Annotated in this window: 20 protein-coding genes and 1 tRNA gene; 14 read left to right on the top strand and 7 right to left on the bottom strand. The window is 57.1% G+C overall.

Going from position 1 to position 25,803, the window contains the following annotated elements; translation table 11 throughout:
• Positions 1-3 precede the first annotated feature (3 nt).
• Positions 4-1,236: a glycosyltransferase family 4 protein gene (locus tag RRU01S_RS06535; protein WP_045229407.1), complete on the top strand. Its 1,233-nt coding sequence runs from the start codon at positions 4-6 to the stop codon at positions 1,234-1,236.
• A 10-nt stretch (positions 1,237-1,246) separates the two neighbouring features.
• On the opposite strand, the gene RRU01S_RS06540 is transcribed toward RRU01S_RS06535, so the two are convergent.
• On the bottom strand, positions 1,247-2,098 hold the full coding sequence (locus RRU01S_RS06540) for a methyltransferase domain-containing protein (protein ID WP_131367770.1): 852 nt from the start codon (positions 2,096-2,098) through the stop codon (positions 1,247-1,249).
• A 204-nt stretch (positions 2,099-2,302) separates the two neighbouring features.
• Between RRU01S_RS06540 and RRU01S_RS06545 the strand changes: the two genes are divergently transcribed.
• Both RRU01S_RS06545 and RRU01S_RS06550 read left to right on the top strand, forming a co-directional pair.
• Complete coding sequence (locus tag RRU01S_RS06545; protein WP_081880008.1) at positions 2,303-3,457, top strand: acyltransferase family protein; 1,155 nt, start codon at positions 2,303-2,305, stop codon at positions 3,455-3,457.
• A gap of 131 nt (positions 3,458-3,588) precedes the next feature.
• Positions 3,589-4,839, top strand: a complete 1,251-nt coding sequence (locus RRU01S_RS06550; protein ID WP_234902030.1) for a glycosyltransferase family 4 protein — start codon at positions 3,589-3,591, stop codon at positions 4,837-4,839.
• Positions 4,840-4,843: 4 nt separating this feature from the next.
• Here RRU01S_RS06550 and RRU01S_RS06555 read toward each other — a convergent pair whose 3' ends face one another.
• Positions 4,844-5,563: an anti-sigma factor gene (locus tag RRU01S_RS06555; protein ID WP_045229409.1), complete on the bottom strand. Its 720-nt coding sequence runs from the start codon at positions 5,561-5,563 to the stop codon at positions 4,844-4,846.
• Positions 5,560-6,105: a sigma-70 family RNA polymerase sigma factor gene (locus RRU01S_RS06560; RefSeq protein WP_045229660.1), complete on the bottom strand. Its 546-nt coding sequence runs from the start codon at positions 6,103-6,105 to the stop codon at positions 5,560-5,562. The genes RRU01S_RS06555 and RRU01S_RS06560 overlap by 4 nt, the downstream gene beginning before the upstream one ends.
• A 202-nt stretch (positions 6,106-6,307) precedes the next feature.
• Here RRU01S_RS06560 and RRU01S_RS06565 point away from each other — a divergent pair, with 202 nt between their 5' ends.
• On the top strand, positions 6,308-7,096 hold the full coding sequence (locus RRU01S_RS06565; protein ID WP_045229410.1) for a DUF4394 domain-containing protein: 789 nt from the start codon (positions 6,308-6,310) through the stop codon (positions 7,094-7,096).
• A gap of 270 nt (positions 7,097-7,366) precedes the next feature.
• Here the strand turns inward: RRU01S_RS06565 and RRU01S_RS06570 are convergent, their stop codons facing one another.
• Entirely contained in the window at positions 7,367-7,891 is a 525-nt protein-coding gene (locus tag RRU01S_RS06570) for a ClpX C4-type zinc finger protein (protein WP_045229411.1), read from the bottom strand.
• Positions 7,892-8,038: 147 nt separating this feature from the next.
• Positions 8,039-8,128 (bottom strand) — tRNA-Ser (locus RRU01S_RS06575).
• A 224-nt stretch (positions 8,129-8,352) separates the two neighbouring features.
• Here RRU01S_RS06575 and RRU01S_RS06580 point away from each other — a divergent pair.
• From RRU01S_RS06580 to RRU01S_RS06590, 3 genes are read left to right on the top strand one after another with little or no spacing between them, the layout of a single operon-like run.
• Positions 8,353-9,171, top strand: coding sequence for an N-formylglutamate amidohydrolase (locus RRU01S_RS06580; protein WP_045229661.1), 819 nt, complete (start codon positions 8,353-8,355; stop codon positions 9,169-9,171).
• Positions 9,168-11,042 carry a flavohemoglobin expression-modulating QEGLA motif protein gene (locus RRU01S_RS06585; protein ID WP_045229412.1) on the top strand — a complete coding sequence of 625 codons (1,875 nt, stop codon included), beginning with the start codon at positions 9,168-9,170 and terminating at the stop codon, positions 11,040-11,042. Before RRU01S_RS06580 ends, RRU01S_RS06585 begins: the two co-directional genes overlap by 4 nt.
• Positions 11,043-11,052: 10 nt before the next feature.
• On the top strand, positions 11,053-12,099 hold the full coding sequence (locus RRU01S_RS06590; protein ID WP_045229413.1) for a glutathione synthase: 1,047 nt from the start codon (positions 11,053-11,055) through the stop codon (positions 12,097-12,099).
• A gap of 21 nt (positions 12,100-12,120) precedes the next feature.
• On the opposite strand, the gene scpA is transcribed toward RRU01S_RS06590, so the two are convergent.
• A complete protein-coding gene (gene scpA / locus RRU01S_RS06595; protein WP_045229414.1) occupies positions 12,121-14,262 on the bottom strand; it encodes a methylmalonyl-CoA mutase in 2,142 nt (713 codons plus the stop codon).
• 279 nt (positions 14,263-14,541) lie between these two features.
• Between scpA and RRU01S_RS06600 the strand changes: the two genes are divergently transcribed.
• The 7 genes from RRU01S_RS06600 (at position 14,542) to RRU01S_RS06630 (ending at position 24,853) form a co-directional block, all read left to right on the top strand.
• The gene (locus tag RRU01S_RS06600) at positions 14,542-15,519 is read left to right on the top strand and encodes an AraC-like ligand-binding domain-containing protein (protein WP_045229415.1); all 978 of its coding nucleotides are present in this window, start codon (positions 14,542-14,544) and stop codon (positions 15,517-15,519) included.
• Positions 15,520-15,609: 90 nt separating this feature from the next.
• Positions 15,610-17,637 carry a hydantoinase/oxoprolinase family protein gene (locus tag RRU01S_RS06605; protein WP_045229662.1) on the top strand — a complete coding sequence of 676 codons (2,028 nt, stop codon included), beginning with the start codon at positions 15,610-15,612 and terminating at the stop codon, positions 17,635-17,637.
• A gap of 3 nt (positions 17,638-17,640) precedes the next feature.
• A complete protein-coding gene (locus RRU01S_RS06610) occupies positions 17,641-19,608 on the top strand; it encodes a hydantoinase B/oxoprolinase family protein (RefSeq protein ID WP_045229416.1) in 1,968 nt (655 codons plus the stop codon).
• A gap of 132 nt (positions 19,609-19,740) precedes the next feature.
• Complete coding sequence (locus RRU01S_RS06615) at positions 19,741-20,595, top strand: FAD binding domain-containing protein (RefSeq protein ID WP_045229417.1); 855 nt, start codon at positions 19,741-19,743, stop codon at positions 20,593-20,595.
• The gene (locus RRU01S_RS06620) at positions 20,592-21,065 is read left to right on the top strand and encodes a (2Fe-2S)-binding protein (RefSeq protein ID WP_045229418.1); all 474 of its coding nucleotides are present in this window, start codon (positions 20,592-20,594) and stop codon (positions 21,063-21,065) included. Before RRU01S_RS06615 ends, RRU01S_RS06620 begins: the two co-directional genes overlap by 4 nt.
• Positions 21,058-23,406, top strand: a complete 2,349-nt coding sequence (locus RRU01S_RS06625; protein WP_045229419.1) for a xanthine dehydrogenase family protein molybdopterin-binding subunit — start codon at positions 21,058-21,060, stop codon at positions 23,404-23,406. The genes RRU01S_RS06620 and RRU01S_RS06625 overlap by 8 nt, the downstream gene beginning before the upstream one ends.
• A 64-nt stretch (positions 23,407-23,470) precedes the next feature.
• Positions 23,471-24,853 carry an aspartate aminotransferase family protein gene (locus tag RRU01S_RS06630; protein WP_045229420.1) on the top strand — a complete coding sequence of 461 codons (1,383 nt, stop codon included), beginning with the start codon at positions 23,471-23,473 and terminating at the stop codon, positions 24,851-24,853.
• A 21-nt stretch (positions 24,854-24,874) separates the two neighbouring features.
• On the opposite strand, the gene RRU01S_RS06635 is transcribed toward RRU01S_RS06630, so the two are convergent.
• Positions 24,875-25,780 (bottom strand): LysR family transcriptional regulator, encoded by a 906-nt coding sequence (locus tag RRU01S_RS06635; protein ID WP_045229421.1) that lies wholly within the window; start codon positions 25,778-25,780, stop codon positions 24,875-24,877.
• Positions 25,781-25,803: the final 23 nt, after the last annotated feature.

The following is a 25,803-nucleotide window of genomic DNA, read 5'->3' on the forward strand; positions in this document are numbered from 1 at the left end:
GCGATGGGAGGGACATTGCTTGCAATCAACAACTACTTTTACCGGCGCGGAGGCGCGGAGGCGATATTTCTCGATCAGATCGATATGTTCGAGCGTGCCGGTTGGCGCGCAGTGCCGTTCTCGATGCAGCATCCCAACAATCTCAAGTCTGACTGGTCGTCCCATTTCATTCCCGAAATCGAGTTCGGTCGTCAATCCAGCTTTTTGACCAAGGTAGAGCACAGTCTCGAGGTCATCTATTCGCGAAAAGCCCGGGCGCTGCTGAGCAACCTCATCGATCAGGCTCGCCCCGATATCGCCCATGCCCACAATGTCTATCACCACATTTCGCCGTCCATATTCCCCCTTCTCAAAAAAAAGGGAATTCCAACGGTCCTGACGGCTCACGATTTGAAGCTGGCCTGTCCCGCCTACAAAATGCTCTCGCCACAGGGCATCTGCGAGAAGTGCAAGGGCGGACGAATCTACAACGTTCTTGCGAACAGATGCATGAAGGAATCGGTCTCTCTCAGTGGGCTCGTCATGGTCGAAACGGCCGTCCACCGCATGTTCGGGCTCTATCGGGACTACCTGGATCGCATCATCGTCCCTAGCCTGTTCTACAAGGCCAAGCTGATCGAATGGGGGTGGCCGAGCGAGCAGCTCGTCCATATCCCGAATTTCGTGGACCAGTCGATCACTGACAATCCCGCCGTGTCGGAGGAGGGTGACTATTTTCTGTTTGCCGGACGGTTGGCGCCTGAAAAGGGGATTGCGACCTTGATCCGGGCTGCGGGCCTGTCGAAGCAGCGGCTGCGCATCGCAGGCACTGGTCCTGATGAAGCGGCACTTCGCACATTGGCGCTGGATGTCGGTGCCGATGTCGAGTTTTTAGGATATCTGACGGGCGGTGCTCTCCATCAGGTGATTGCAGGTGCAAAGGCGCTGGTTCTGCCCTCCGAATGGTATGAAAACGCCCCGGTCAGCCTGCTGGAAGCTTACGCACTCGGGCGTCCGGTGATCGGAACACGTATCGGCGGAATACCGGAGCTCATCAAGAATGGTGAAACGGGCCTGATTGCGCAGCCGCTGGATGCCGAAAACCTTGCTCAGGTTCTCACAGCTATGAACGACCTACCCAAAAGCGCGCGCCAAGAGATGGGTGAACGCGGCAGAGACTGGGTTAGTAAGGAGTTTTCGCAAGCCGCTTATCTGGAGCGCACAACGGCGCTGTATCGCGAGCTTGGAGCCCGGTAACTTGGTACCCTCAAGGGTATAGGCTGATGATCACGGCATCTAGAATATGCATGTCCATTTCCGGTCCCCTGAACTCTTTTGCGACACCTGACGTCAGTCTTTTACGCAGGTCTTTGGGGATCGATTTGGCCGCGATGACCTCGACATCGACCCAGCCGTTTCGCTCGAATGCCCTGACGTAATCTATCGGTCGCTTCCTGTTCGGCTGGCCTGGAAAGGCAAAGTGGGAATAGAATCGGTCCGAAAAACGATAGATGTTGTTGGGGTCACGCTGTCGGATGGCATTCGTGTGGGTCTGAAGATCGACGATATGAAGGCTGACACAACCGCTCTGCGCAACGCGCGTCAGGCCGTCAATGGTTGTTTCTATAGCGTCAAAATGCTCGAAGGCGGCGCAACTGAGGATGAGATCGAACTTGTCGTCTTTGCAAAGGGCCGGAATATCGAAGCCAGGGTCCACACGGTACTGAAGAGCGGAGGCATTTTCCAGCGTCCGATGCGCGACCTCGACATCCTCCGTTTTCAACTGACCTGGGTAACGTGCGATGGCATCGCGACGGAAATCCTGCGTCTCATCGGCTGCCAGCCTGAAGGCATCGAGCGCAGTGTAGGATTTTGCTCCATGTGCCAGAAGCAAGGCACCCGTTGCAAGCGATGAACCAGGCCCTAACTCCAGCACGGAGCGGCCCCTAACCGAAACATCCGATGGAAGAAACTTCAACCATGACTGGATGACATCGTGGACATAGGCAATGCGCGCGGTTCTGTCGTCGGCGCTGACCGTGTTTGGTTTCCGGTAGCCCATCAGCCTGTGTTTTGCCCAGACGCCCATCAGAATGAAGGCGCCAACGAGCTTGAACATCATATTCCGTAAAACTAACGGCATTTTAGCCCCATCTAACATCTCGGGTTCCGATTCAGCGTTGGTGCATTCCCATGCAGGCCACGTCAAGAACATACAATCTTAGAGGGGAATTAGTTATTTTAGAATTTACTGCAATACGCTAATCTTCATATCGAGATTGAGCTTCAGCTCTAAGCTGATCTGGCGGAAAGGCGTGGTTTGATGCATTCACGAGAAAGTCTTGCAAGAGCCGGTGTTTTGCCGACCACTGTCGCTGCCAACCAGGCTGGACCTCAAAGAAGTATCAATCGCTACGAAAACATCGATGCTCTCAGGGCAATCGCGGCCCTTGCCGTTGTCGTCCAACACCTGTTCGGCGATATTCTTCGTGAAGCGACGAACCAGCAGGGCATAGCCTTTCGGGTTGCCGCAACGAGCATCGCCCACTTCGATGCCGGGCGGTTCGGCGTCGTCCTTTTCTTTCTCATCAGCGGCTTTGTCGTCCCCTTCAGCATCAAGGGTCGCTATCCGCTGCATCGCTTCGCGATTTCGCGTTTCTTTCGCCTCTTTCCTGCGATGTGGCTGGCGCTGCTTTGCTTGGGCATCGCCTCGACGATGCATGGGCAAATGCCGTCGCTTCCCACCGTTCTCGCAAACATGACCATGGTGCCATCGCTATTCCACCAGCCATGGATGTCTGGTGCCTACTGGACCCTGACAAGCGAGATCGTCTTTTACGTGTTGTCGGCAGGCCTGTTCACGCTTCGCGTCCTATACCGTCCCGCCGTCATCGCCTCCTTCGCTACTCTGCTTGTCCTCGCCACCGCAGGTCCCATTGTCCTCCGGTCAGCCGGGCTGGCATTGCCCGTGCAATATATCAGCCTGCATGTCTCGTTTGTCTACCTTGGCCTGTTGTTGCGCATGGCGCTGGTGGACAGGCTTGCCGGTGCTTGGGTGGGGGCCATCTTCGTCTTGCTCGTGCAGACAGGCGTGCTTCTCACCATCGGTGAGTTTTCGCTCTCGCGGCAGGACGGGTTTTTTCTTGTCGGAGAGTTTCCAATCCTCGCGAGTTATCTCGCTGCGCTCTTCGTCTTTGTGTTTTCGGTCAAAACCGGACGTCCCAATCACCCGTTTCTCTCATGGTTGGGTGCTCTGAGTTATTCGATCTATCTCTTCCACGGCATCGCTGCACTCATGGTGTTTTCACTGATCCCACTCACGGGAACGTCGATCGATCTTCCGATTGCGCTTGTCATCCTGGCCTTGACCCTCGCCATGTCAGTGTTCGTCTACGAGTATTTGGAGAAGCCAATGATCAACCTCGGGTATAGGTTTATCAGGCGAGAGGACAATGCCGAATCGAAGATTGCGGTCTAGCGTTCGGATTTATGCAGCCGCGCCGTTTACTATACGCGCGGGATCAATCGCATGTTTCCCCGAATCCGCTAGCCTAATCGAGATTTTAAGTTATTATATCCTAATGTTCTAATATGAATTAGGAGCGGGCTATGGATCATGTTGAGACACGGGAGTTGCGGCCTGCACCTGAGGCGATGAGCACGGTGTGTTTGGAAGACAATACCAATTTCCTCGATTCCATGCGCATCTGCATGATTGGCTTGCGGGGCATTCCCAATGTCCAGGGTGGCGTCGAAACCCATGTCGAGCAGCTCGTATCCAATCTCGTTGATTTGGGCGCAGATGTTCATGTCTTTGCCCGCAAGAATTACGTTGCCGATACCGCTCCCTACGTGTGGCGTGGCATCACCGTGCATCCACTCTGGGCGCCGCGCAATGCGCGGTTGGAAGCGATTTTCCACACCGTACTGGCTCTTTTCAAAGCGCGCCTTCTCAATCCGGATATCGTCCATATTCACGCCGTCGGTCCATCGCTCGTTGCCCCGCTTGCCAGGCTTTTAGGGTTGCGGGTGGTCTTCACGCACCATGGCTATGATTACGACCGGGAGAAATGGAATTCCGTGGAAAAGCGGGTTCTACAGCTCGGTGAATGGGCAGGAATGCGGTTTTCCCACGCCCGTATCGCGATTGCAAAGCATATCGCCGACCGCATGCAGAAGGACTTCCAATCCCCTGTCCATTTTATTCCCAATGGCGTCAAGGTTGATACGAAGAACCTCGAAAACAGTGTGCTTGATGAGTTCGGCTTGAAAAAGGGCCAATATGTTTTGCTCGTGGCGCGACTGGTTGCCGAAAAGCGCCAGTTCGACCTCATCGATGCCTTCGCTCGGACAAAGCTGAAGGGCACCAAGCTGGTCTTGGTTGGCGGTGGCGATCTGGACAGTGATTACGTCACCGAACTTCACGCCCGTGCACAAGGCAACCCGGACGTGGTTTTGACAGGTGTGCAGTCGGGCAAGAAACTCGCCAGCCTTTTTGCCAATGCCGGTCTTTTCGTGCTTCCGTCAAGCCATGAGGGGATGCCGATTGCGCTTCTTGAGGCCATGGCGCACGGCCTTCCGGTTTTGGCCAGCGACATCGAGGCAAATCTCGCTTTGGCGCTGGAAGACAGTTCCTATTTCCCTCTCGGCAATATCCCCGCCTTGTCCGCAGCGCTTCAGAGCAAAATGGCCAACACATCGACTGCCCGCGTCCGGCAGAACGGTTCAAAGGTCATGGCAAAGTACGATTGGCGTGCCATCGGCATGAGAACTGCCGAAATCTACCGGTCGATTTCCAAGACCGCTCCTTCGAGATCGTATCGCCAACCCAAGCGCGACGCCACGCCGGTGGCGCGTTAGACCATCACCGTGGAAAGCGCGCAAATCCTTTTGCCAGTATCGCACCTGTCGGGCGACCGGTGGGCGATCCGCCCGCCTGTTCGAGCGTAATTTCGTAAAGCTGATTTCCGCGCGGCGTTGGTAAAGCGGGTCCTGCGAGCTTGGCGGAGCGGACACCTTCAAGCAGACCGAGCGAAATCGGTCCCATTTCTTGGGATGGTAAGGTCCAGACCTGGATCGTCTTGTCCTTCGGCACATCGAAGTCTGCCAACAACCGGACAGTCGCATTCTCGTTTCCAAAATCCTCGACCACGGCCTGTACGTCGCCCGTGTCATTGACGAGGACAGCGACGACCAAGGGGTCCACTGTTCGCAAGAGACTGAAAGTCAATCCGATCGCCAGCAGCAAACTTGCCGCAATCGCCGAGATGGCGGTCAAGCGCCATGGACCCGCGCGGTTATCGTTGGCTATCGGGTTCCGGGCACTCAGTCTGGACGGTGGCGTCCTAGACTGCTTTTGAGGTGGAAGCTCCGCCTCGATGCGTTGCCACAGACTGTCATCAACAGTAGATGGTTCTATGCTGGTGTCTAAGGGGAGGAATCGCTCACGGCTGGCTGCGATCGCGTCCCGCAACGCTGCGTCATCTTCCATCGCGGCTTCCACTTTCGCCGCGTCTGCATCATCCATCAGGCCCAACACGTATTCGTCGGCAGTGTTGGCAACGTCCTCTTGCTCTCTCGTCATGCCATGCACTCCCTTAATGTCGAAAGTCCGCGACGGATCCAGGATTTCACGGTCCCAAGCGGCATCTGCAATCGGCCAGCGATTTCGCCATGGGTGTAGCCGTTGATATAGGCCATCAAAATACCGCGCCGTTTCGTCTCATCGAGATTGGCAAGGCAATCATAAAGCCGCGAATTGCGATCCAGCTTCTGCCACGTCGCCAGGATTTCGTCCGCTTGGTCACTCTCTTTCAGCGTTTCGATCTCTGCCACCGTGTGTTCACGCCTGCCATCGCGAAGCAGGTTGAGCGCGCGGTTGCGAACGATCGCGTAAATCCAGCCGCGTGCCGATCCACGATAGACACTGTACTGATGCGCATGGGTCCAGATGCGGATGAACGCTTCCTGCACCACGTCCTCCGCCAGATCGCGTCGCCGCACGATCCGCTGCGCAACCGCGACCAACTGGCCCGCTTCACGATCGAATATGCGCCGCAATGCGCCCTTGTCGCCTTTTGCACATGCAACAAGGGCTGTGTTCAAATCATCAGGCACAACGCCCATCAGCATCCTGTCCTTTTCAACGTCTCATCCTGTCACCAGCATGGCATATGATTTCAATACCCACAGAGGGAATATTTGGATGCACGAAAAAATAATTTTAACGGCTGCATCCAAACCCATCGACTGATGTGTCTATCCAATGGAAGCATTCAGAGCCGAGGGCCGGATGACTTCCAAACGGATAAACGCACGGGAGAAAGATATGAACACCATTCGCCTCGCTTTGATCGCGTCCACTGTTGTTGCTGCAACCGCCGGAACAAGCATCGCCGCTCCAGTTCTGGGGTTGAGCGGTGACAAGACGCTGGTCATGTTCGATACGCAAAAGCCAGCTGTCACCCAGACGATGGATGTCACCGGCGTTGAAAAACTGGTTGGTATTGATTTCCGACCCTCAAACAAGACCGTCATCGGCGTGACCCCGGATTACCGGATCGTGTCCATCAATCTGGAGACCGGTGCTGCAACCGATGTTGCCAAGATGGACAAGACGCTGACAGTCACCCAAGCCCCGGTTGTCGTCGATTTCAACCCCATGGCAGACCGCCTCCGCTTCATGAGCGGTACCACGAACCACCGCGTTCATCCCGATACGGGCGCAGTAACGGTCGATGGTACGCTCGCTTTCGAAGAGGGCGATATGCACAAGGGCGAAACGCCAGACATCGTTGCGGCAGCCTACACGAACTCCATCGGCAAGCCTGAGAAAACCGCAATGTACAACATCGACGCCACCATCGGCGCGCTGATCCAGCAGACCAAGCCAAACGACGGCACATTGAAGGCAATCGGAAAGCTTGGCCTGAAAGAAAAGCCCGCAACCTATGCCTTCGACATCCAGGGCATGGATGGCGGCAAGAACACCGCCTATCTAGCTGCCAACAAGACGCTCTATACTGTAAACCTCGAAACCGGAGCAGCCACGGAAGTCGGAGCAATCACCGGCACCACCGCCGAAATCCGCGACATCGCTGTATTGCCCGCAATGTAAACTGCGTGCGAAGCTCATAAGATACGACAATGGCCCTGTGGCATGCAGGGCCATTTCCATATTGAACGTGGCATTTGCGGATCGGACGTGTGCGGATCGATTTGTGCGCCAGGCATTTTGCTGACGTTGCTGAGGGGCATCGGAAATCACTGGCATGGCGTCAATGTGGCCCAACTTCTGTAGCGGCAACTGAGCCCAAACTACCTCAGCGTTTGTCGAGTGGAGGTTCATAATCAGCAAACTGGCAGAACTCAATGATACGTGTCCCGGTCACATGGTTTCACTCGGCCAAGGTGCCGCCAATGTGGATGTACGTGGTGAAGTCATATCGCTTGACGCCAACCGAAGGTAAGTTTGGGTGAATGTCTCTCTGAAAATAGCAATATTCACGTCATTTCGGATCCGTACGTAAACCGTCAACCCATCAACAAAATCACCTTTCGCCCAGCCATAATTCCAACCCATCAACTCGGCATCAAATGCCCCGGCACACCATTGGAGTTCCTCATCAATCTGGCTCCGATGTTGTGAGAGCAAGCATGCTTGATGTTGATAAAAGATCGAGAATGTGTCGATCGTGGTGCCTGTAATATCCTGAAAATAGCTGGTAAGGTTCCAGTCTAAGGCGATGCGAGCGCATGATGCACAGATCGCCACTCTTGGTCCCGCAACGATATTACCAACGCCGTCCTGTCGGGATTTTCCGCAGAAACTGCATATTACGGCGTTGTCAGATCGGCCGAAGAGCACGCGCCTCGCTGCATGCAAGCGATCTTTAATGGAAAGTTGGTTCATACGGTTTGGTCCTCCTCAAGCGGCGGAACAATTCTGTGTTGATGAGCACGCGATTGTGCCTCACGTATTGCGTCAAGCTGTTACCTCACCCTCAACGGATCAAAAGTTAGGAGCTAGCTGAAAAGCCTAATATCCGAAGGATCATGATGGCGGAGAGGGTGGGATTCGAACCCACGATACCCTTGCAGGTATGCCGCATTTCGAGTGCGGTGCATTCGACCACTCTGCCACCTCTCCGCGGGCACGACGTTTGAGGTCGTGCGGGCGTTCTCATAACCAGCAAAGCGGTTGCGTGCAAGGGCTAAATCTCTGTTCTGGCGGTGGTGTTGCAAGTTTTTGATGGTTTTGTGACCCAACGCTGTGTCAGCTCTTAAAATGGATGAACATAAGCGGCTCCTCAATAAGAATACGGAACAAGTTGCACGTTTTGGTGTTTGCAAATCAACCTATGAGAGGGAATGATGAGCACTTTGGCAGCAGAAACGACCATTGGAGAGCGGCGCTTCTGGTCGGTTGAAAATGGTGATTCTCCGGTTATCGGCACGGCCATACATGACGGACATGGCACACGACGGGATATTGGTCAGTTGATGGCGCTTTCCGACGAGGAGCGGCTTCGTGAGGAGGACCCTTTTACTGCAGACATGATTTCCGGGTTGGTGAACCGGATCGTCGTTCATCATTCCCGCTTTGAAGTCGATCTCAACCGCGCAAGAGACGAGGCAATTTATCTTGAGCCTGAGCAGGCCTGGGGGCTGAAGGTTTGGGCGAACCGGCCATCTGAACAGACAATTTCGCAATCGCTCGGCTTTCATTATGAGTATTACGCAATGCTCGAGCAGTCGCTGAAACGGCTCGAAAACCGCCATGGAGCGTTCGTGCTTCTGGATGTCCACAGCTACAACCACCGGCGCTCTGGCCCCGAAGCGCAGCCCACATCGCAGGACAAGGCGCCTGATATCAATATTGGCACCATTTCAATGGATAGGGACCGCTGGGCAGATGTCATCGATGCTACGATCCGGCATTTCAGGGCAGCCACGATCGGGGGTCGGCAGCTCGATGTTCGGGAAAATATTGCGTTTCAGGGCAAGGGCGAGCAGACGCGCTTTGTACATGAACGATTTCCTGAGCATGGCTGTGCGATTGCAATCGAGTTCAAGAAAATCTTCATGGATGAATGGACCGGGCAGCCAGACAGCCAAATGATTCAGGATATTCGAGATGCGATAACCTCGCTCGAGCCGGTCCTGGAAGAATTGCTGGATGCGCGCAGATGAGTGCATCACCGGCAAAGACTGTAAGCCATGAGCCTCATGGGCTGGACGAGGTAGCCGCGCTTCTGGAAGCGGGCAAGGCCATTCGCCACGATATAGGCAATCACGGTCGGCTACACATCGACAGACCGCTGCCCTTCATCTGTCTGCACCTCATCAATGGTTCAAAGGATTTAGCGGCGCGTGACATTGCGGCGGCGAATGCGTCTTACCTCATTGCCGCTAACATCGCTGAAGCCATGCCTGTTCTGGATATGGTCGGCGCCGAGATGGCGAAGCACTTCGGCACGTTCATCGTGCTCGATATGGGCGAATTGGAACACGATGTTCTGCTGGCCGATGACTCTCCCTTTCTGCCCCATTATGACGTGAAGGTCTCTGCCACCCCGGAAGCCGAAACACAAAACGCAAAACGGGTGTTTATCAAAGCCGTCTGCGATGCAGATATCCGGTTCCGCACGCCACGCATCACCTATCCCGAGGCAGAGCATGATCCTGTTTTGAGGCTGAAGTCAGCTGGACTACGGTTTCCCTGCATTGCCGTGCGTTTCGCACCGATCTACCGTCAACCGGAATCCGGCGCCGATTATCCCGGTCTGCGCGAGACGATGATCGCGGATTTGTTCGATGCCGGGCTTCGGGCTTTTGCGGCTTTTTCGACAACGTCGGAAACGCTGAAAGTGACATCTCACCGCGCCCTAGGTCGCCAGGCCTTCGTGGATGCTGTGCGCCGCGCCGATAGGTCCGTCGATGACATCGCCGCGTCGTTCGACTTCCTTCTCTCGGTGACGCCGATCAATGCGCGCAAAGCGTTTGCGGATTTCAAGGCGAGCGACTTCCAATATGCTCCACACTTTCTCTATCGACCGTTGAGCGTCGATGTCGAGGAGCAAAAGCGCAAACTTTATTCAGTGGCCTTCGATCATCTTGAAGACCCGGTCCTTTACCATCTCTATCGTGAAAAACAGCAGGAGATCGATCTCCAGCTCAGCATGCTGGCGCATCTGCACAAACGCCAGTTCACGGATTTCAGCCGCGCGCTTTATGGCTCCGTCGAACCGCCCTTGCTGGCTCTTGCCGAAACCGTTTTGGCGCAGTGCCTGCGTCCAGACCATGGTGAGGAGATTGCCATGGTGGATTGTTACGAGGTAACGAAAAAAGCCCGCGAGATGGTGAAGGCCTATCACAATGAAGACCCTGAGTTTGATGCCCGTGTTGACATTCGTGACGACCTGCCGCCGGGGCTAATGGTCTCGGGCAACAAGCTGCTCGTTTCCCGCCACACCGTCATGGAAAAAAGGCGTCTGGATGCCCTGTTGCATCACGAGATCGGCGTTCATCTCCTCACCTACTTCAACGGCTCCGCTCAGGGTTTGCGGCTCTTTCGGACAGGGCTATCAGGTTACGAGGGCGTGCAGGAGGGGCTGGCCGTGCTGGCCGAACATCTCTCTGGCGGCATGACGCGGGAACGGTTGCGACTGATTGCCGGGCGCGTGGTTGGCTGTGCCGCCATGCTGGATGGCGCGAGCTTTGTGGACACCTACCGTATTATGACGGACGCACATGGTTTTGATGACGCGGCGGCTTTCAACATGGTGCTGAGAATTTACCGCGGGGGAGGGCTTTCCAAGGACGCGATTTATCTTCGTGGCCTGAATGAAATCCTTGAGCATTTGCGAAAGGGTGGAGCGCTGGACCCGTTCTGGATGGGCAAGATTTCTGCGGCTCATTTCCCCATCATGCAGGAACTGGCATTGCGGGGACTGCTGCGGCCTCCGGCCATAAGGCCAGCGTTTCTTGCGCCCGCGAGAGCCACTGAACGCCTAGAGACAATAAGATCAGGATTATCGATAGCCGAAATGGCAACTTTGTAAGGGAGGGCACATGCGTATCGCATTTTTCGTCAATTCAATCGAGGGCGAGCAGCCGACATTTGCGACTGGGCTGTTGGCAATGGCCGCACTCAACCGCGGCCATGAGGTCATCTATCTGACGCCGGGCGATTTCACGTTGCGTCCAGATGATTCTCTGGTGGTGCATGGCCTCGCCATACCGCGCCAAAAATACAAAAAGACCGAAAATTTCCATGCGGTGCTTCAGGAAAAGAAGCTGGAGCGGGAAACCATCGACATCGAAGAAATTGATGTTCTGATGCTGCGCAACGATCCGTCCCTGGATCAAACCGCGCGTCCTTGGGCTGTGCATTCCGGTATTCTGTTCGGGCGGCTGGCCGAACAGCGGGGCGTCGTCGTGCTGAATGATCCCGAAGGTCTGGCGCTTGCCCAGAACAAACTCTATTTCCAGAGCTTTCCAGAAATCGTCAGACCGACGACGCTGATTTCCCGCAACGTCGAGGAAATTCGGGCCTTTGCCGATGCTCACCCCAAAGGTGTTATCGTGAAGCCCTTGCAGGGCTCAGGCGGCAAGAATGTCTTCAAGATCGGGTCGAGCAAGGAGACCAATCTCAACCAGATATTCGAAGCCGTCAGCATTGAGGGGTATCTAATTGCGCAAGCCTATCTGCCTGCTGCTAAAGAGGGGGACATTCGATTCTTCATGATGAATGGTGAGCCCTTGATGCGGGATGGCCAATATGCGGCGCTTCGCCGTGTCCCTGCCAAGGGTGACCTCCGTTCCAACATCCATGCCAGCGGCACGGCAGAGGCAGTCGAGGTAAGCGATGCGGTGATTGAGCTGGCGGAAATGATGCGGCCGAAACTGGTGGAAGACGGCATGTTCCTGGTTGGTCTCGACATTGTCGGCGACAAGATCCTCGAGGTCAATGTTTTCTCACCCGGCGGGTTGTCGCACATCCGCGAGCTGGCCAACGTGGATTTTACCGACACGATTATCGAAGCGATCGAAAAGAAAGTCGCCATGCAACAGGCATCGGCAGGCATGCTGAACAACCGATTGCTGGCGACACTGTAAAGGCCGCCAGTAAGATCGTCGCTACGCGTTGCGAAGCCGTCCCTGCATCAGATCGATCACGGCACGGGCGGCTTCCAGCACATTGGTTCCGGGGCCGAAGACAGCGGCCACACCGTTTGCCAGAAGGAATTCATAATCCTGTCGCGGAACCACACCACCGACAATGACGATGACATTTTCCGCGCCCTTGTCCTTCAAGGCCTGTACAAGTTGTGGGGCAAGCGTCTTGTGCCCAGCCGCCAGAGACGACATACCGACGACATGAACCTTGTTTTCGACGGCAAGAGTCGCGGCTTCTTCCGGGGTCTGGAACAGGGGGCCTGCCAGAACATCGAAGCCGATGTCACCGAAAGCCGACGCAATGATTTTCGCACCGCGATCATGGCCATCCTGACCAAGCTTTGCGATCAACATTTTCGGCTTGGCGCCAACGACTTTGGACAGTTCACCAAGGCGTGTGCACAGCGTCGTATATTCGGGATCATCTTCGTAAGCCGCGCCATAGACATCATGCACCACTTCCGGCACGGCTGCATGATCCCCGAAGACGATGCGCATGGCGTCTGAAATTTCTCCAACCGTTGCGCGGGCGCGGGCAGCTTCCACGGCAGCTTCCAGCAAATTGCCGGTGCCGCTGCGGGCAATCTCGGTCAGGGTTGAGAGAGCCGTATCGACCGACGCTTGGTTTCGCTGACGGCGGACTGTCTCCAGTCTCTTGATCTGGGAAGCGCGCACCGCACTGTTATCAATATCGAGAATGTCGATCGGGTCTTCATTTTCCAGACGATATTTGTTGACGCCGACGATGATTTCCTCGCCACGGTCCACCGCTGCCTGTCGCTTGGTGGCCGCTTCCTCGATCAGCCTCTTCGGCAGACCATCATCCACGGCCTTTGTCATACCGCCGAGGGCTTCCACCTCTTCCATCAAGGCCCACGCCTTTTCAGCGAGGTCGTTGGTCAGGCTTTCGACGTAATAGGAGCCGGCCAGCGGATCGATGACTTTCGTGACACCCGTTTCGTGCTGGAGAATAAGCTGCGTATTGCGGGCAATGCGGGCGGAGAAATCGGTCGGTAGCGCCATCGCCTCATCAAGCGCATTTGTATGAAGTGATTGGGTGCCGCCAAGTGCAGCAGACAGCGCTTCATAGGCGGTGCGAATGACGTTGTTGTAGGGGTCTTGCTCCTGAAGCGACACGCCCGATGTTTGGCAATGGGTGCGCAGCATGGAGGACGACGCCTTTTGTGGCTGGAATTCCTCCATGATGCGGGCCCAAAGCAGACGGGCTGTGCGAAGCTTTGCTGCTTCCATGAAGAAGTTCATGCCAATGGCAAAGAAGAACGACAAACGGCCCGCGAAATCATCGACATTGAGGCCTTTCTTCAACGCCGCGCGAACATATTCGCGTCCGTCAGCAAGCGTGAAGGCCAGCTCCTGCACCAAGGTCGCACCGGCTTCCTGCATATGGTAGCCGGAGATCGAGATGGAATTGAAGCGCGGCATCTCCTTTGCCGTATATTCGATGATGTCGGCAATGATCCGCATCGAGGGTTCTGGCGGATAGATGTAAGTGTTGCGCACCATGAATTCTTTGAGAATATCGTTCTGAATGGTGCCGGACAGTTTTGCTCTCGAGCACCCCTGTTCCTCACCGGCGACGATGAAGCTGGCGAGAATGGGAATGACGGCACCGTTCATCGTCATGGACACCGACATCTCATCGAGCGGTATTCCATTGAAGAGGATTTTCATGTCCTCGACGCTGTCAATGGCGACGCCTGCCTTGCCGACATCGCCAACCACGCGTTCGTGGTCGCTGTCATAGCCGCGGTGGGTTGCAAGGTCGAATGCGACCGAGAGACCTTTTTGTCCGGCGGCCAGATTGCGTTTGTAGAACGCGTTGGATTCCTCCGCCGTGGAGAATCCGGCATATTGGCGGATGGTCCAGGGACGGCCAGCATACATGGTGGCACGTGGGCCGCGCACGAAGGGCTTGAAGCCCGGCATGCTGTCGAGATGCGGAATGTCCTTGATGTCCTCGGCGGTATAGAGCGGCTTGATATCGATGCCCTCAGGCGTCTGCCAAACGAGACTATCCGGCGACTGCTTGAGTTCCTTTTCCGCAAGCCCAGCCCAGTCCTTCACGGTCTTTTCGTCGGACATTCTCGTCTCCTCGCATTATTGCATTCGGGCCATTGGCAACCTGAACGCGTCAACTCCCGAATGGAACACATGCGTTGCACGCATCGCCACGGGCAGGATAGGCAGCCCAAAGCAGCAGCACAACCAAAAATACCGACCTAATAGGCCGCTATCCTTTGCGCCCGATACGGCTGGGTTCAGAAACTTGTGCGTTTTTTCACAATACGCTCCCCGAATTTGATGTATCTTGAGGTCAATAAAAGGAACCGGAAAAGCCGGACCACAGGGGAATATCGAAGAATGAGATACGTCGTCGATAAGGTCGGCGGTCTTGCAGGAGGCGATGCCTGGCAGGCCGCAGTAACGGAAACATACTTTCCGCTGGATACGGAATATCGCAACCGGCGGGAATTCACCGGTCAGTTGGAAAGCTGGTCTCTCGGACTTGTGGGTGTCTCGCGAATGCAGTGTGATGGCGTCAGCTACCGTCGCCACCGCCGCCATTTTCTCAATGAAAACGATGCCAGTCTTCTGGTTTCCATTCCCGAATTGAGTGAAGTGAATTTTTCGCAAGGCTCGCGCAGCGTCAAATGCAATCCCGGTGGCTTTTTGCTGGAGCGTGGCGATGCGCCTTACGAATTCTGGCATGGACGGCCCAACGCCTTATGGGTGCTGAAAGTACCATCCGCCAGCGTGCGCTCGCGCATTGGCTCGACCGACAGGTTCAGCGCCCTCAGTTTCGATGGCACGAGCGGCGTTGCCGCCCTGTTTCTCGATACCGTACGTACCACCATCGGCCATGTTGCTGATCTGAGCGACGCGGCGCGCGAAATGACCGGCCGACATATTCTCGAGATGCTGTGTCTGTCGATCGTCAGTGATGACCGCGTGCTGGACAGCAGCGTTTCTTCCATCCGTGCGGGGCACCTGCACCGCGCCGAGCAGTTCATTCGCGACAATATCAAGAAGCGATCCCTCGGCCCGCAAGCTGTGGCGGAAGCTGGCGGAATATCGCTGCGCTATCTCCAAGGCCTGTTCCAGGAGAGCAATAAGTCGATCAACGGTTTCATTCGCGACAGCCGCCTCGACCATTGCGCAGAGGAACTGATGTCGGTGACCAACACGGCCACCATCGCGGAAATTGCTTATCGCTGGGGATTTTCCGACCAGTCGCAATTCTGCCGACACTACCGGACTAGGTTTGGATGTTCGCCAAGCGACACGCGCCGGCAGGCTGTGCTGCGGGCGCGGTCGTCTACGGAAGCGCTGCGACACTGACACAATATTTTTTCCGAAAGAAAACAAAGACCTCGGCTGCATCGCGTGTGGCCGAGCCAGAGAACTGCTGTCTCACGCAAGGACGAAAGCATGACCAAGACGAGAGTCGCCGTGGATGTCGGCGGAACCTTTACGGACATCTGCATCATGGATGAGGACACCGGCTCGATCCGCATCGAGAAAACCGGTTCCACGCCGGATGATCCTATGCGCGCCATTCTGAACGGCGTAGAGCAGGCCGGTATCGACCTGTCCGAAGTCACCATGTTTTCCCACGGCACGACGGTCGCGACCAACGCCCTGATCACACGACGCCTGCCACGTGCGGCGATGATCTGCACGGAAGGGTTTCGCGATGTGGTCGAGATACGACGCGCCAACAAGGAGGACCTCTGGGACACCTACAAGGATGTCGCCAAGCCCTACATCCCGCGCCGTGACCGGCTGACAGTACGAGAGCGTGTCGATGCCGAAGGCGCGGTTCTGGAACTGTTGAACGAGGACAACGCCCGCCGCGTGGCCGAAATCCTTAGAAAACGTGACGTGAAGTCGGTCGCGGTCTGCTTCATGAACTCCTATGTCAATGGTGCGAATGAACGGCGCATGCGCGATATTCTGAAAGACGTCATGCCGGATATTCCGGTGTCGGTCTCGTCTGAGGTCATGCCGGAAATCTTCGAACACGAACGGTTCTCGACCACGATGGCAAATGCCGTCTGCGCGCCCGTGGTCGTCGATTACGTGTCGCGCCTCAGTGAGAAACTTGCAGTGGGCGGTTATCACCGCGATCTCTTGCTTCTCCATTCCGGCGGCGGCGTGATGACACCTGCCAGCGTCAAGGAATTTTCCGCTCGTCTTGCAGGATCCGGCATCGCCGCCGGTGCCATTGCCAGCCGGTTCATCGGCAATCTCTGCGGCTTTCCCAACTCCATCGGTTTCGATATGGGCGGGACGAGCACGGATGTGTCACTCGCCTGGAACGGCCAGTCTCGCATCACCAAGGATTGGTATATCGAATATGGATACCCGATCCGCTTCCCTTCGATCGAGGTACTGACCATCGGTGCCGGTGGCGGTTCCCTTGCATGGCAGGATGAAGGCGGCTCACTACGGAATGGTCCACAGTCCGCCGGTGCTCATCCCGGACCCGCCTGCTACCGCAACGGCAACCCAATCGCCACCAATACGGACGCCAATGTGGTTCTGGGACGTCTGGGCACCAGCCTTGCGGGCGGCAAGATCACACTCGATTCAGCGCTTGCCGAAAAAGCCGTTCAGGAAACGGTTGCCACACCGTTCAATATGGAACTTCACAAGGCGGCAGAAGCCGTCATCGCGGTTGCCAATGCCAACATGGCCAATGCGGTACGGCTTCTGTCCGTCAGTCGCGGTTATGATCCGCGTGATTTCGCGTTGGTCGCTTTTGGCGGTGCTGGCGCATTGCATGGGGCCGCTGTTGCCAGAGAACTGTCCATTCCCACCGTCATCGTGCCACCCAATCCGGGCGTGACCTCTGCACTTGGCTGCCTGCTGGTGGATGTGCAGCACGATTTTTCCGAAAGCTTTATGGCGAATGCATCCGGCGTTTCACCCGAAGAGATGGAAACGGCGTTCCAGCGCATGGAAGGGCAGGCGACGGAACGGCTTTCGCATGAAGGTATCGCCCCCGATGACATGGCTTTGCAGCGCACCGTGGAAATGATGTATCAGGGCCAGTGGCGTTCGCTTGCGGTCAACGCGCCTGCAAAAATCGACAGCATGGGAGCGCTGATCGAAGCCTTCCATTCCGAACACGAGCGCGAATTCAACTATCGCCGTGATGAAGCGCCGGTGTCGATCTTCCGCATCGCCATCAAGGCGGTCGGGATAGTTCCCAAAGCCGACTTGCCGAAATACGAGGTGAGAGAGCACACGCCTGACCCGGTTTCCCGACGCGCAGTCTGGTTCGATGGTATTTCGCACGATGCGGCTATCTACCAGCGGGAAAGTCTGACCTCAGGTGCAACCTTCAACGGTCCTGCCATCGTCGAACAGTTCGATTCCACTACCGTCGTGCCACCGGGCATGAGTGCGAGGGTCGATGCTTTCCTCAACATTCTGATCGGGACGAAAGGCTGAGACATGAGCAAGTTTGCGAACACGGAAAACGGCCTCGATCCGGTGACCTTCGAGGTTTTGAAAAACTCCTTTATCACCACCGTCGATCAGATGGCGGAACAGATGCTGCGCACCTGCTATTCCTTCGTCATCTACAACCGCGATTTCTCCAACGCGCTGCATGACGCCGATGGCAATTCCGTTGCGCAGGGCAATTACGATATCGCCGTGCATGTCGGTACCCTTCACAATACCTGCAAGGAAGTGATCCGCGTTTTCGAAGGTGATATGGCGCCGGGCGACGTTTACGCGATCAACGATCCCTATGCGGGCGGAACGCATTTCAGTGACGTGCGGTTGGTGCGACCGATCTTTGACGAGGATACGCTGATCGGGTTTGCGCAATCCAACGGACACTGGTCTGATCTTGGCGGTTCGGTTCCGGGCTCGTTCGACGTGACGGCGCGCGACATGTTCCGCGAAGGGTTGCGGATCACGCCGGTGCGGCTGTTCCGACAGGGACGCTTTTGCTCTGATGTCGCCAACATGATTGCCGCCAACACCCGTGACCCTGCCTCCATCATTGGCGACATCCACTCGCAGGCGCAGGCAACGCAAGCCGCAGAGCGAGAGCTGTTACGGCTGACCAAGAAATACGGTCGCGACAAGGTCACGCGCGGCATGGGAGAGGTGCAGGATTATGTCGAGCGGGCCGTGCGCAAACGTCTGGCAGACCTGCCGGATGGAACGTGGGAAACCGTCGACTATATCGACCGCGATCTGGGTGCCGGGGAGGGAATGATCCCCATCCGCATCAAGATGACCATCAAGGGCGATGCCGTCCACTACGATTTCACCGGCAGCCATGCCACCATTGCTTCCATGTATAACTCTGCTCCCGGCGCGACCTTCTCTGCCGTCGTCGCGGGGATGAAGACCTTCTTTCCCGATCTTCCGCTCAACAGTGGTTTTTACCGTATGATCCATGTGACAGCGCCGAGGAACAGCGTCGTCAGTGCCGAATGGCCTGTCGCGGTCACTGGCTTCCTTATGCCGTTCGAGAAAATCATGAATGCGATCTTCGAGATGTGGTCGCAGATCATGCCGGAACGGGCCATCGCCTGTGCGTTCAATCTGGAATATCTGCTGGCCGGCGGGCGTGATGCGCGCAAACCCGAAAAGCCGATCTTTATGTTCTATGAATGGCTACCGGGTGGCTGGGGTGGTCGCAACGGCAAGGATGGCGCAGATGTCACGACTGCCTGCTTTGGCACGGGACTGATGTCCCAGCCGAACGAAGGCAATGAGCGCGTCAATCCCACCCGCACCACCGAGTTTCAGATCAAGAGGGATTCGGCCGGTCCAGGCAAATGGCGCGGTGGCGTCGGTGTGCAAAAAACGTCTCTGCTGCTGGAGGCGGAAGGGGCGGTGATGTCCTATATCTGCGACCGCGAACGCGCTGTTGTCTGGGGTGTTGAAGGCGGTCTTCCCTCCATGCCACACGGCTTGACCATCCGTCGTGCCGGTGCGGATGCGGACACTTGGCTCGGCTCCGTTTTTTCCGATTATCCTGTTTTCACGGGCGATGAGTTTGCTCGACCGACGGCTGGCGGTGGTGGCTTTGGCGACCCTCTGGAGCGCGACCCAGCCCACGTCATGGAGGACGTGATCGATGACTACGTGTCCATCGAACGGGCGAAGCTGGATTACGGGGTGGTCATCAGAGCCATCGATGCCGATCTCTGCGAATACGAAATCGATGTCGCGGCGACGCAAGCTGCACGCGCCGACATCCGGGCGCACCGCAAGGACTGGGCACGGATGAATCCGCATGCGGTGTCTGCACGATACAAATCCGGTGAGATCAATTCGCTGGATGCGGTCCGTCGCTTCGCCGTCATTCTGGATTGGGAAAGCGGTGAGGTACTGGAAAAAACCACCGCACAATTCCGCGAGAGCTTCGAAAAGCGCAGCGTAGCTCACTGGACGTGATGCCCTTGGTTCATGGGCAAAGCCATCTGTTTAATCGATATCACTTTCAAGAAACAACTATTTCACATGGAGTGAAGGCTCGGCCACTATCACGCAACGCCGCAAAAGACGGCATCGAAGGGGTTCTGAACGATGTTGGATGATCTGGAGCGGTCTTTGACCGTTGCGGGCACGATCGGTGAGGCGCTTGCCGCAAAACGACGGGGCGCTGCGATTTTGGCCGGGGGCACATGGTTGATGCGCTATCCCAGGCGAGGCATTTCCATGCCGCGCGCGCTCGTCTCGTTGCATAGGCTGGACGGCTTCAAGACTATTGACATCCAGGCCGACACAGTCACCATCGGCGCAGCCGTGACTCATGAGGCACTGGGGCGGGCCTTGCGCGGTATAGCCGTGCTCGAAGCTGTCGCTACCGCCGCTTCGAATTCTGCCAATCCGGCCATTCGACGCGTGGCGACGGTGGGCGGAAACCTGTGCACACCAGACTTTGCCGCCGCAGACCTTTTGCCGGCACTTCTTGCTGTTGATGCCATTGTGGAACTGCGCGCCGATCACGCACCGATGCGTCTGCCTCTCGCCTGTTTCCTCGCCAATCGGCAGGAACTGCTGGCCGATGCGATCCTGACGGGTGTCCTTGTTCCGCGTAGCATGATCGCCAGCGTGCATATGCGCCTGCCACTGCGGCGTGCCGGAGATTATCCGGTTGCGATCGTCTCCTGCGCTTTGTCGAGTAAGGGCAGGATCAATGTTGCCGTTGGTTCTGTCGAGGACGTCGCGCGACGCTGGACGACGCTTGAGGCGGCATTTTCGAGAGAGCCTGGTGGGTGCCCGGCGAATGCACAGATTGCTGCAACTCTCGCAGAGGAATGCAATGATTTTGTAGGCCGGGACGGCATCGAAGCCGATGGCTGGTATCGCCGCCAGGTTCTGCCCGCGCTGGTTCGTCGTGGCATGGAAGCGCTCTTGCACAAGGAAGCGGCGCGATGACGGTTTCACTTCGCATCAACGGTTCTGCCTATCGTTTTAACGGCGATCCGATGACACCACTGGTCGATGTGCTGCGCAACGAGCGTTTCCTGACCGGGACCAAGGCGGTTTGCCGTGAAGGGTTTTGCGGTGCTTGTACCGTGCATATCGATGGCGAAGCCGTGACGTCCTGTCTTCAACCCGTCGGCTTGCTGGAAGGCGCGAGCGTGACCTCCATCGAAGCCATGTCGACCGGGGATGGGCCGTTGCATCCGCTGCAAGTGGCGTTCGAAGCCGCCGACGCTGTTCAATGCGGCATGTGTTTTCCCGGTATGGTGATGAGCCTTTCGCATTTTCTACGCGAAAATGTTGATGCCAGCCGCGCCGATGTGAAGGCTGCGATGATCGGCAACATCTGTCGCTGCACTGGATACGAGCGGATTGTCGATGCCGTTATGGATGTTATGGCCGGAGCACGCGCCGATGGTTGATGTTTCCACCACCGTCATGGATTTGCCGCGCCGCGACGCCCGCGACAAACTACGGGGCCGCACCCGCTATACCAATGACCGCGCCCGCCCGGACATGCTGCATGCGGTGTTGCTGCGTTCCAATGTCCCATGCGGTCGCATTGTGCGCCTTGACGTATCCGCAGCGCTTCAATGCCCCGGCGTTCTGGCCATTGCAACGGCTGCGGACGCGCCGGGACATTACGGCATCGGCATCGCCGATCATCCGCTTTTTGCGGTCGATGTGATCCGCTACAACGGCGAGCCGATCGCCGCCATCGCGGCCGAAACCGAGGCGCAGGCGCGGGCTGCCCTTGACGCTATCATCCTCGAGATCGAACCGCTCGAACCCGTTTTGACCATGGCAGAGGCCCTAAAGTCCGACGCTCGGCTGGTGCACGAGAATTGGCGCGACTACGAGGTTTTGACAGAGGGTGGTTCGCGCTCTCGCAACATAGCCTGGGAAGCAAAATCGGTGCGTGGCGATGTCGATGCCGCCTTTGCACGCCAAGACGTGACCATCGTTGAAAGCAGCTTTTCCGTCGGCAGGCAAAGTCATGTTCCGTTTGAACCGCGTGTGGCCATCGGCAGCTGGGAAGATGGCCGCGCTCATATCCAGACCTCGACGCAGGTGCCGTGGACGGTGCGCAATGTCACAGGGCGCGTCATGCAACTGCCGCCGGGGTGGGTTCGCGTGACGGTGCCGCCGGTGGGCGGTGCTTTCGGCCTGAAATTCGATGCTTCCATCGAGCCGATCACGGCATTGCTGGCCCGCATGACGGGACGCAGCGTCATTCTGGAAAACAGCCGACAGGAGGAAATGGCAACGTGTCTTTGCCGGGAAAATGCCGAGATCACCATTCGCTCGGCAGTGACGGCTGATGGCGAGATCGTCGGTCGTGAGGCCGTGGTGTTGATGGATTGCGGTGCCTATGGCGGTGAGCAAGTCTTCCTCACGACGATGACCTCGCACACCCTGGGCGGCAGTTATCAGCTGGGTGCCGTCAGGCTCGTCAGCCGCGCGATCTACACTAACACGCCACCGAACGGCGCGTTCAGGGCGTGCAACGGCGTCTATAACGGTTTCGCGCTGGAGCGTCACACCGACGAGATTTGCGCGGCAATCGGCATGGACGCAGTAGAGTTTCGCAAGCGCAACGTTCTGGGTGATGGCGATCTAGGGCCGACGGGCCAGATATTCGAAGGCAATGTGCTGCGTCCGATGCTGGAGCGTATGGATGCGCTGCGCGCGAAAACCGGCACCGTTGAGGAGAAGGCCGATGGCCGCCTTTACGGTCGTGCCACGACGGTTGGCACGTGGTTCATCTTCGTTGGGCCGTCTGCCGCGACAATCAACATGAATGCCGATGGCAGCGCAACGCTGGTGACATCAGGTGTCGAGATCGGCTCCGGCACGATGATGCAATCCTTGCCGCAGATCGTGGCGGGCCAATTGGGCTTGAAGCCCGATCAGGTCGTGGTGAAGGAAGCGGATACGGATGCGGCGGGCCTGGATGTTGGCGTCGGTGGTGGACGAACCACCGTCTCCATCGGCGCGGCCAGCGTGGGCGCATCTGCCGAGGTGAAAGAAAAACTGCTGCGAGCGGCCGGCGAGATGTTGCAGACGCCGCCCGAAACCCTTGTGTTGCGCGAGGGACGGGTGGAAATCGCGGAGCGTCCAGGATCTGGCGCCACCGTCCCGGCGGTCGTGGCCCATGCGCAGGCAACGACGGGTCCGATTACCGGTACCGGCAGCTTTACCGCAAAGAACACGCCTGCCATGGCCGGTTGCGCGATGGGGCACTTCATTGAAGCGCTCGATATCCCGGTCTTCGTCGTCCATGAAGCGGAAGTCGCTGTTGATCCCGATACCGGCCATGTCGAGGTGCTGGCCTATCGGGTCGTGCAGGATGTCGGGCGTGCGCTCAACCCGCGCGCCATCATGGGCCAGGTTCAAGGTGGCGTCGTGCAGGGGTTGGGTTACGCCCTGCACGAAGAGGTGACGATAACCGATGACGGGCGCATCGCGCAGGATGGTTTCGAAACCTACCGCGTGCCGCTGGCGCAGGATGTTGTACCCGTCGTCGCTGATCTCTACGAAGGCGCGCCATCCATGGGGCCGCTCGGCACGAAAGGGGCGGGTGAAGTGCCCATTCTCGCCGTCGGGTCGGCTATTGCCTGCGCCGTCTCGCAAGCCATCGGCAAGCCGGTATCACGCCTGCCGCTCACACCACCGCGTGTCTTGCGCTTGCTCCATGATCTGGAGCCGCCGCATGCTCATTCTCACATCGCGCCGATGTGGGTGAAGAACACATTGGGTTGAAGAACTCGCAACAGAACAGATAGTATGCCGTACCGCACGATCAGCTCCAGCCAAAGAGATTGACATGAACATCCTCTCCAATTCGCTTGCCGCCGCCGATATCGCTTCCATCATGCACCCCAACACCAATCTGCGCCAGCACGAGCGCACGGGTCCGCTGGTGATCGAACGGGGCGAGGGCATCCGCGTCTATGATGATCGCGGCAAGGAATATATCGAGGGGCTCGCAGGTCTTTGGTCGGTGGCGGTTGGGTTTTCAGAGCCGCGCCTGGCCGAAGCTGCCTACAAGCAGATGCTGAAGCTGCCCTATTATCATACCTTCTCGTCCAAATCGCACGAGCCGTCCATCCGGCTTGCGGAAAAGCTAGTGGAGATGACGCCAGCGAATATCACCCGTGCGTTCTTCACCTCGTCAGGCTCAGAAGCCAACGACACGATCGTGAAAATGGTCTGGTACATGAACAACGCACTGGGCCGTCCCAACAAGAAAAAGTTTCTGTCGCGTATAAAGGGCTATCATGGCATTACCATTGCCTCGGGTAGCCTGACAGGCTTGCCGATCAACCACCGCGATTTTGATCTGCCCGCCATCCCGGTTCACCATCTGACATGCCCGCATTTCTATCGCTTTGGTGCGGAAGGCGAAGATGAGGCTGCGTTTACGGCGCGGTTGCTGGCCGAACTGGAAACAGTGATCGCAACGGAAGGTGCCGACACCATCGCCGCCTTCATCGGTGAGCCCTTGATGGCAGCCGGTGGCGTCCTGCCGCCGCCATCAGGATATTGGGAAGGTGTCGAGCGGATTTGCCGTGCCAATGATATTCTGATCGTCTCGGATGAAGTGATCTGCGGTTTTGGTCGCTTGGGAACGCCCTTCGGTTGCCAGAAATTCGGTTTCACGCCTGATATCATGACGCTTTCCAAGCAGATCACCTCGTCCTACATGCCGTTTGCAGCCGTGATGTTCTCCGATGCGATCTATCAGGCGATTGCCGATAATTCCGAGAAGATCGGTGCGTTCGGCCATGGCTTTACGGCATCCGGCCATCCGGTCGCCTCGGCGGTCGCGCTGGAAAATCTTGCCATCATCGAGGAACGCGACCTGATGGGCAATGCGGCCCGGCTGGAGGCGCAATTCCAGGCCGGTCTGCGGTCCTTTGCGGATCATCCGCTTGTGGGTGAGGCGCGCGGCACGGGCCTGATCGGTGCGGTGGAACTGGTGGCCGACAAGGCAACCCGCAAGCCCTTTGATAAAATCGGCAAGGCAGGTGCGATTGCGTCGATGATCGGCCACGAGGAAGGGCTGATCTTCCGTGCCATCGGCGACCAACTCGCTTTGTGCCCGCCTCTGATCATCACCTCCGACGAGGTGGATGAGATCATGACCCGCATGGGTCGCACCCTTGACCGTTTGACGGGGGCGATTGCTGCCGAGGGGCTGGTGTAACACGGTTCTTCTAACAGGCCTTCAGCCGCCACCGCCCATGGTGACGGACATGAAGGCGCGGAAGGTTGCCGCAGCGGACGCGACAGGGCGGGCTCTTGCCCAGGCAAGGCCGACATCCATGCTTGGAATGGGCTCGACTAACCGCTTGAGTTCGATGCGTTGCCCTTCGAGCGACCAAGGGCGATAGACCATATCTGAGAGTATGGTTACGCCCACGCCCGCCGCAACCAGCGATCGGACGGCCTCGACGGAGCTGGTGGTCAGCACCGTGCGTGGTTTCAGCCCAGCCAGATCCCAGTATCGTGCGGCGGTTTCGTTGGCTTCATCGACGGTCAGCATGACGTAATCTTCCTGCGCGATATCCGCCAGGCTGATGTCGTTGCGCAAAAGCAGGTGATGATCTGCCGACAGCCATAGGCGACGGCGGGATCGCATCAAAACCTCTTGCTCCAGTTCCTCCGTATTGCCGAGGTTTGACACCAGCATCAGCGCGATATCGATATCGCCGCAGGCCAGTTGCCGCTCCAGTTCCGTGCGCGGCAACTCCTTCAACTCGACGGAAATTTGCGGATAGGTCTTTCGAAACCGGGCATAATATTTGGACATGAAATAGCCGGAGACGGTATAGGTCATTCCAAGTGTCAACTTGCCGGAATACCCTTCACGCTCACGCAGCGGGCTGTGCACCGCGGCAGCAACAGCACCCGTGATGATGCGGGCATGTTCCAGAAAACGCGACCCCTCCATGGTCAGCCGCACCCCGGCATGTGTGCGCTCCAGCAACTTGACCCCAAGCTCCTCTTCGAGAGCTTTGATGGCAGCGGTAACCGCCGATTGAGAGATATTCAGGTTAACAGCAGCGTGGCTCACCTGTCCACTTTCAGCAGACGCGATGAAATAATCAAGCTGCTTCAATGTGATGCTCATAATAGTTCATCCTCTGAATGATT

Origin of the sequence: Agrobacterium rubi TR3 = NBRC 13261, from assembly GCF_000739935.1 — a bacterium.
Classification (GTDB): domain Bacteria; phylum Pseudomonadota; class Alphaproteobacteria; order Rhizobiales; family Rhizobiaceae; genus Agrobacterium; species Agrobacterium rubi.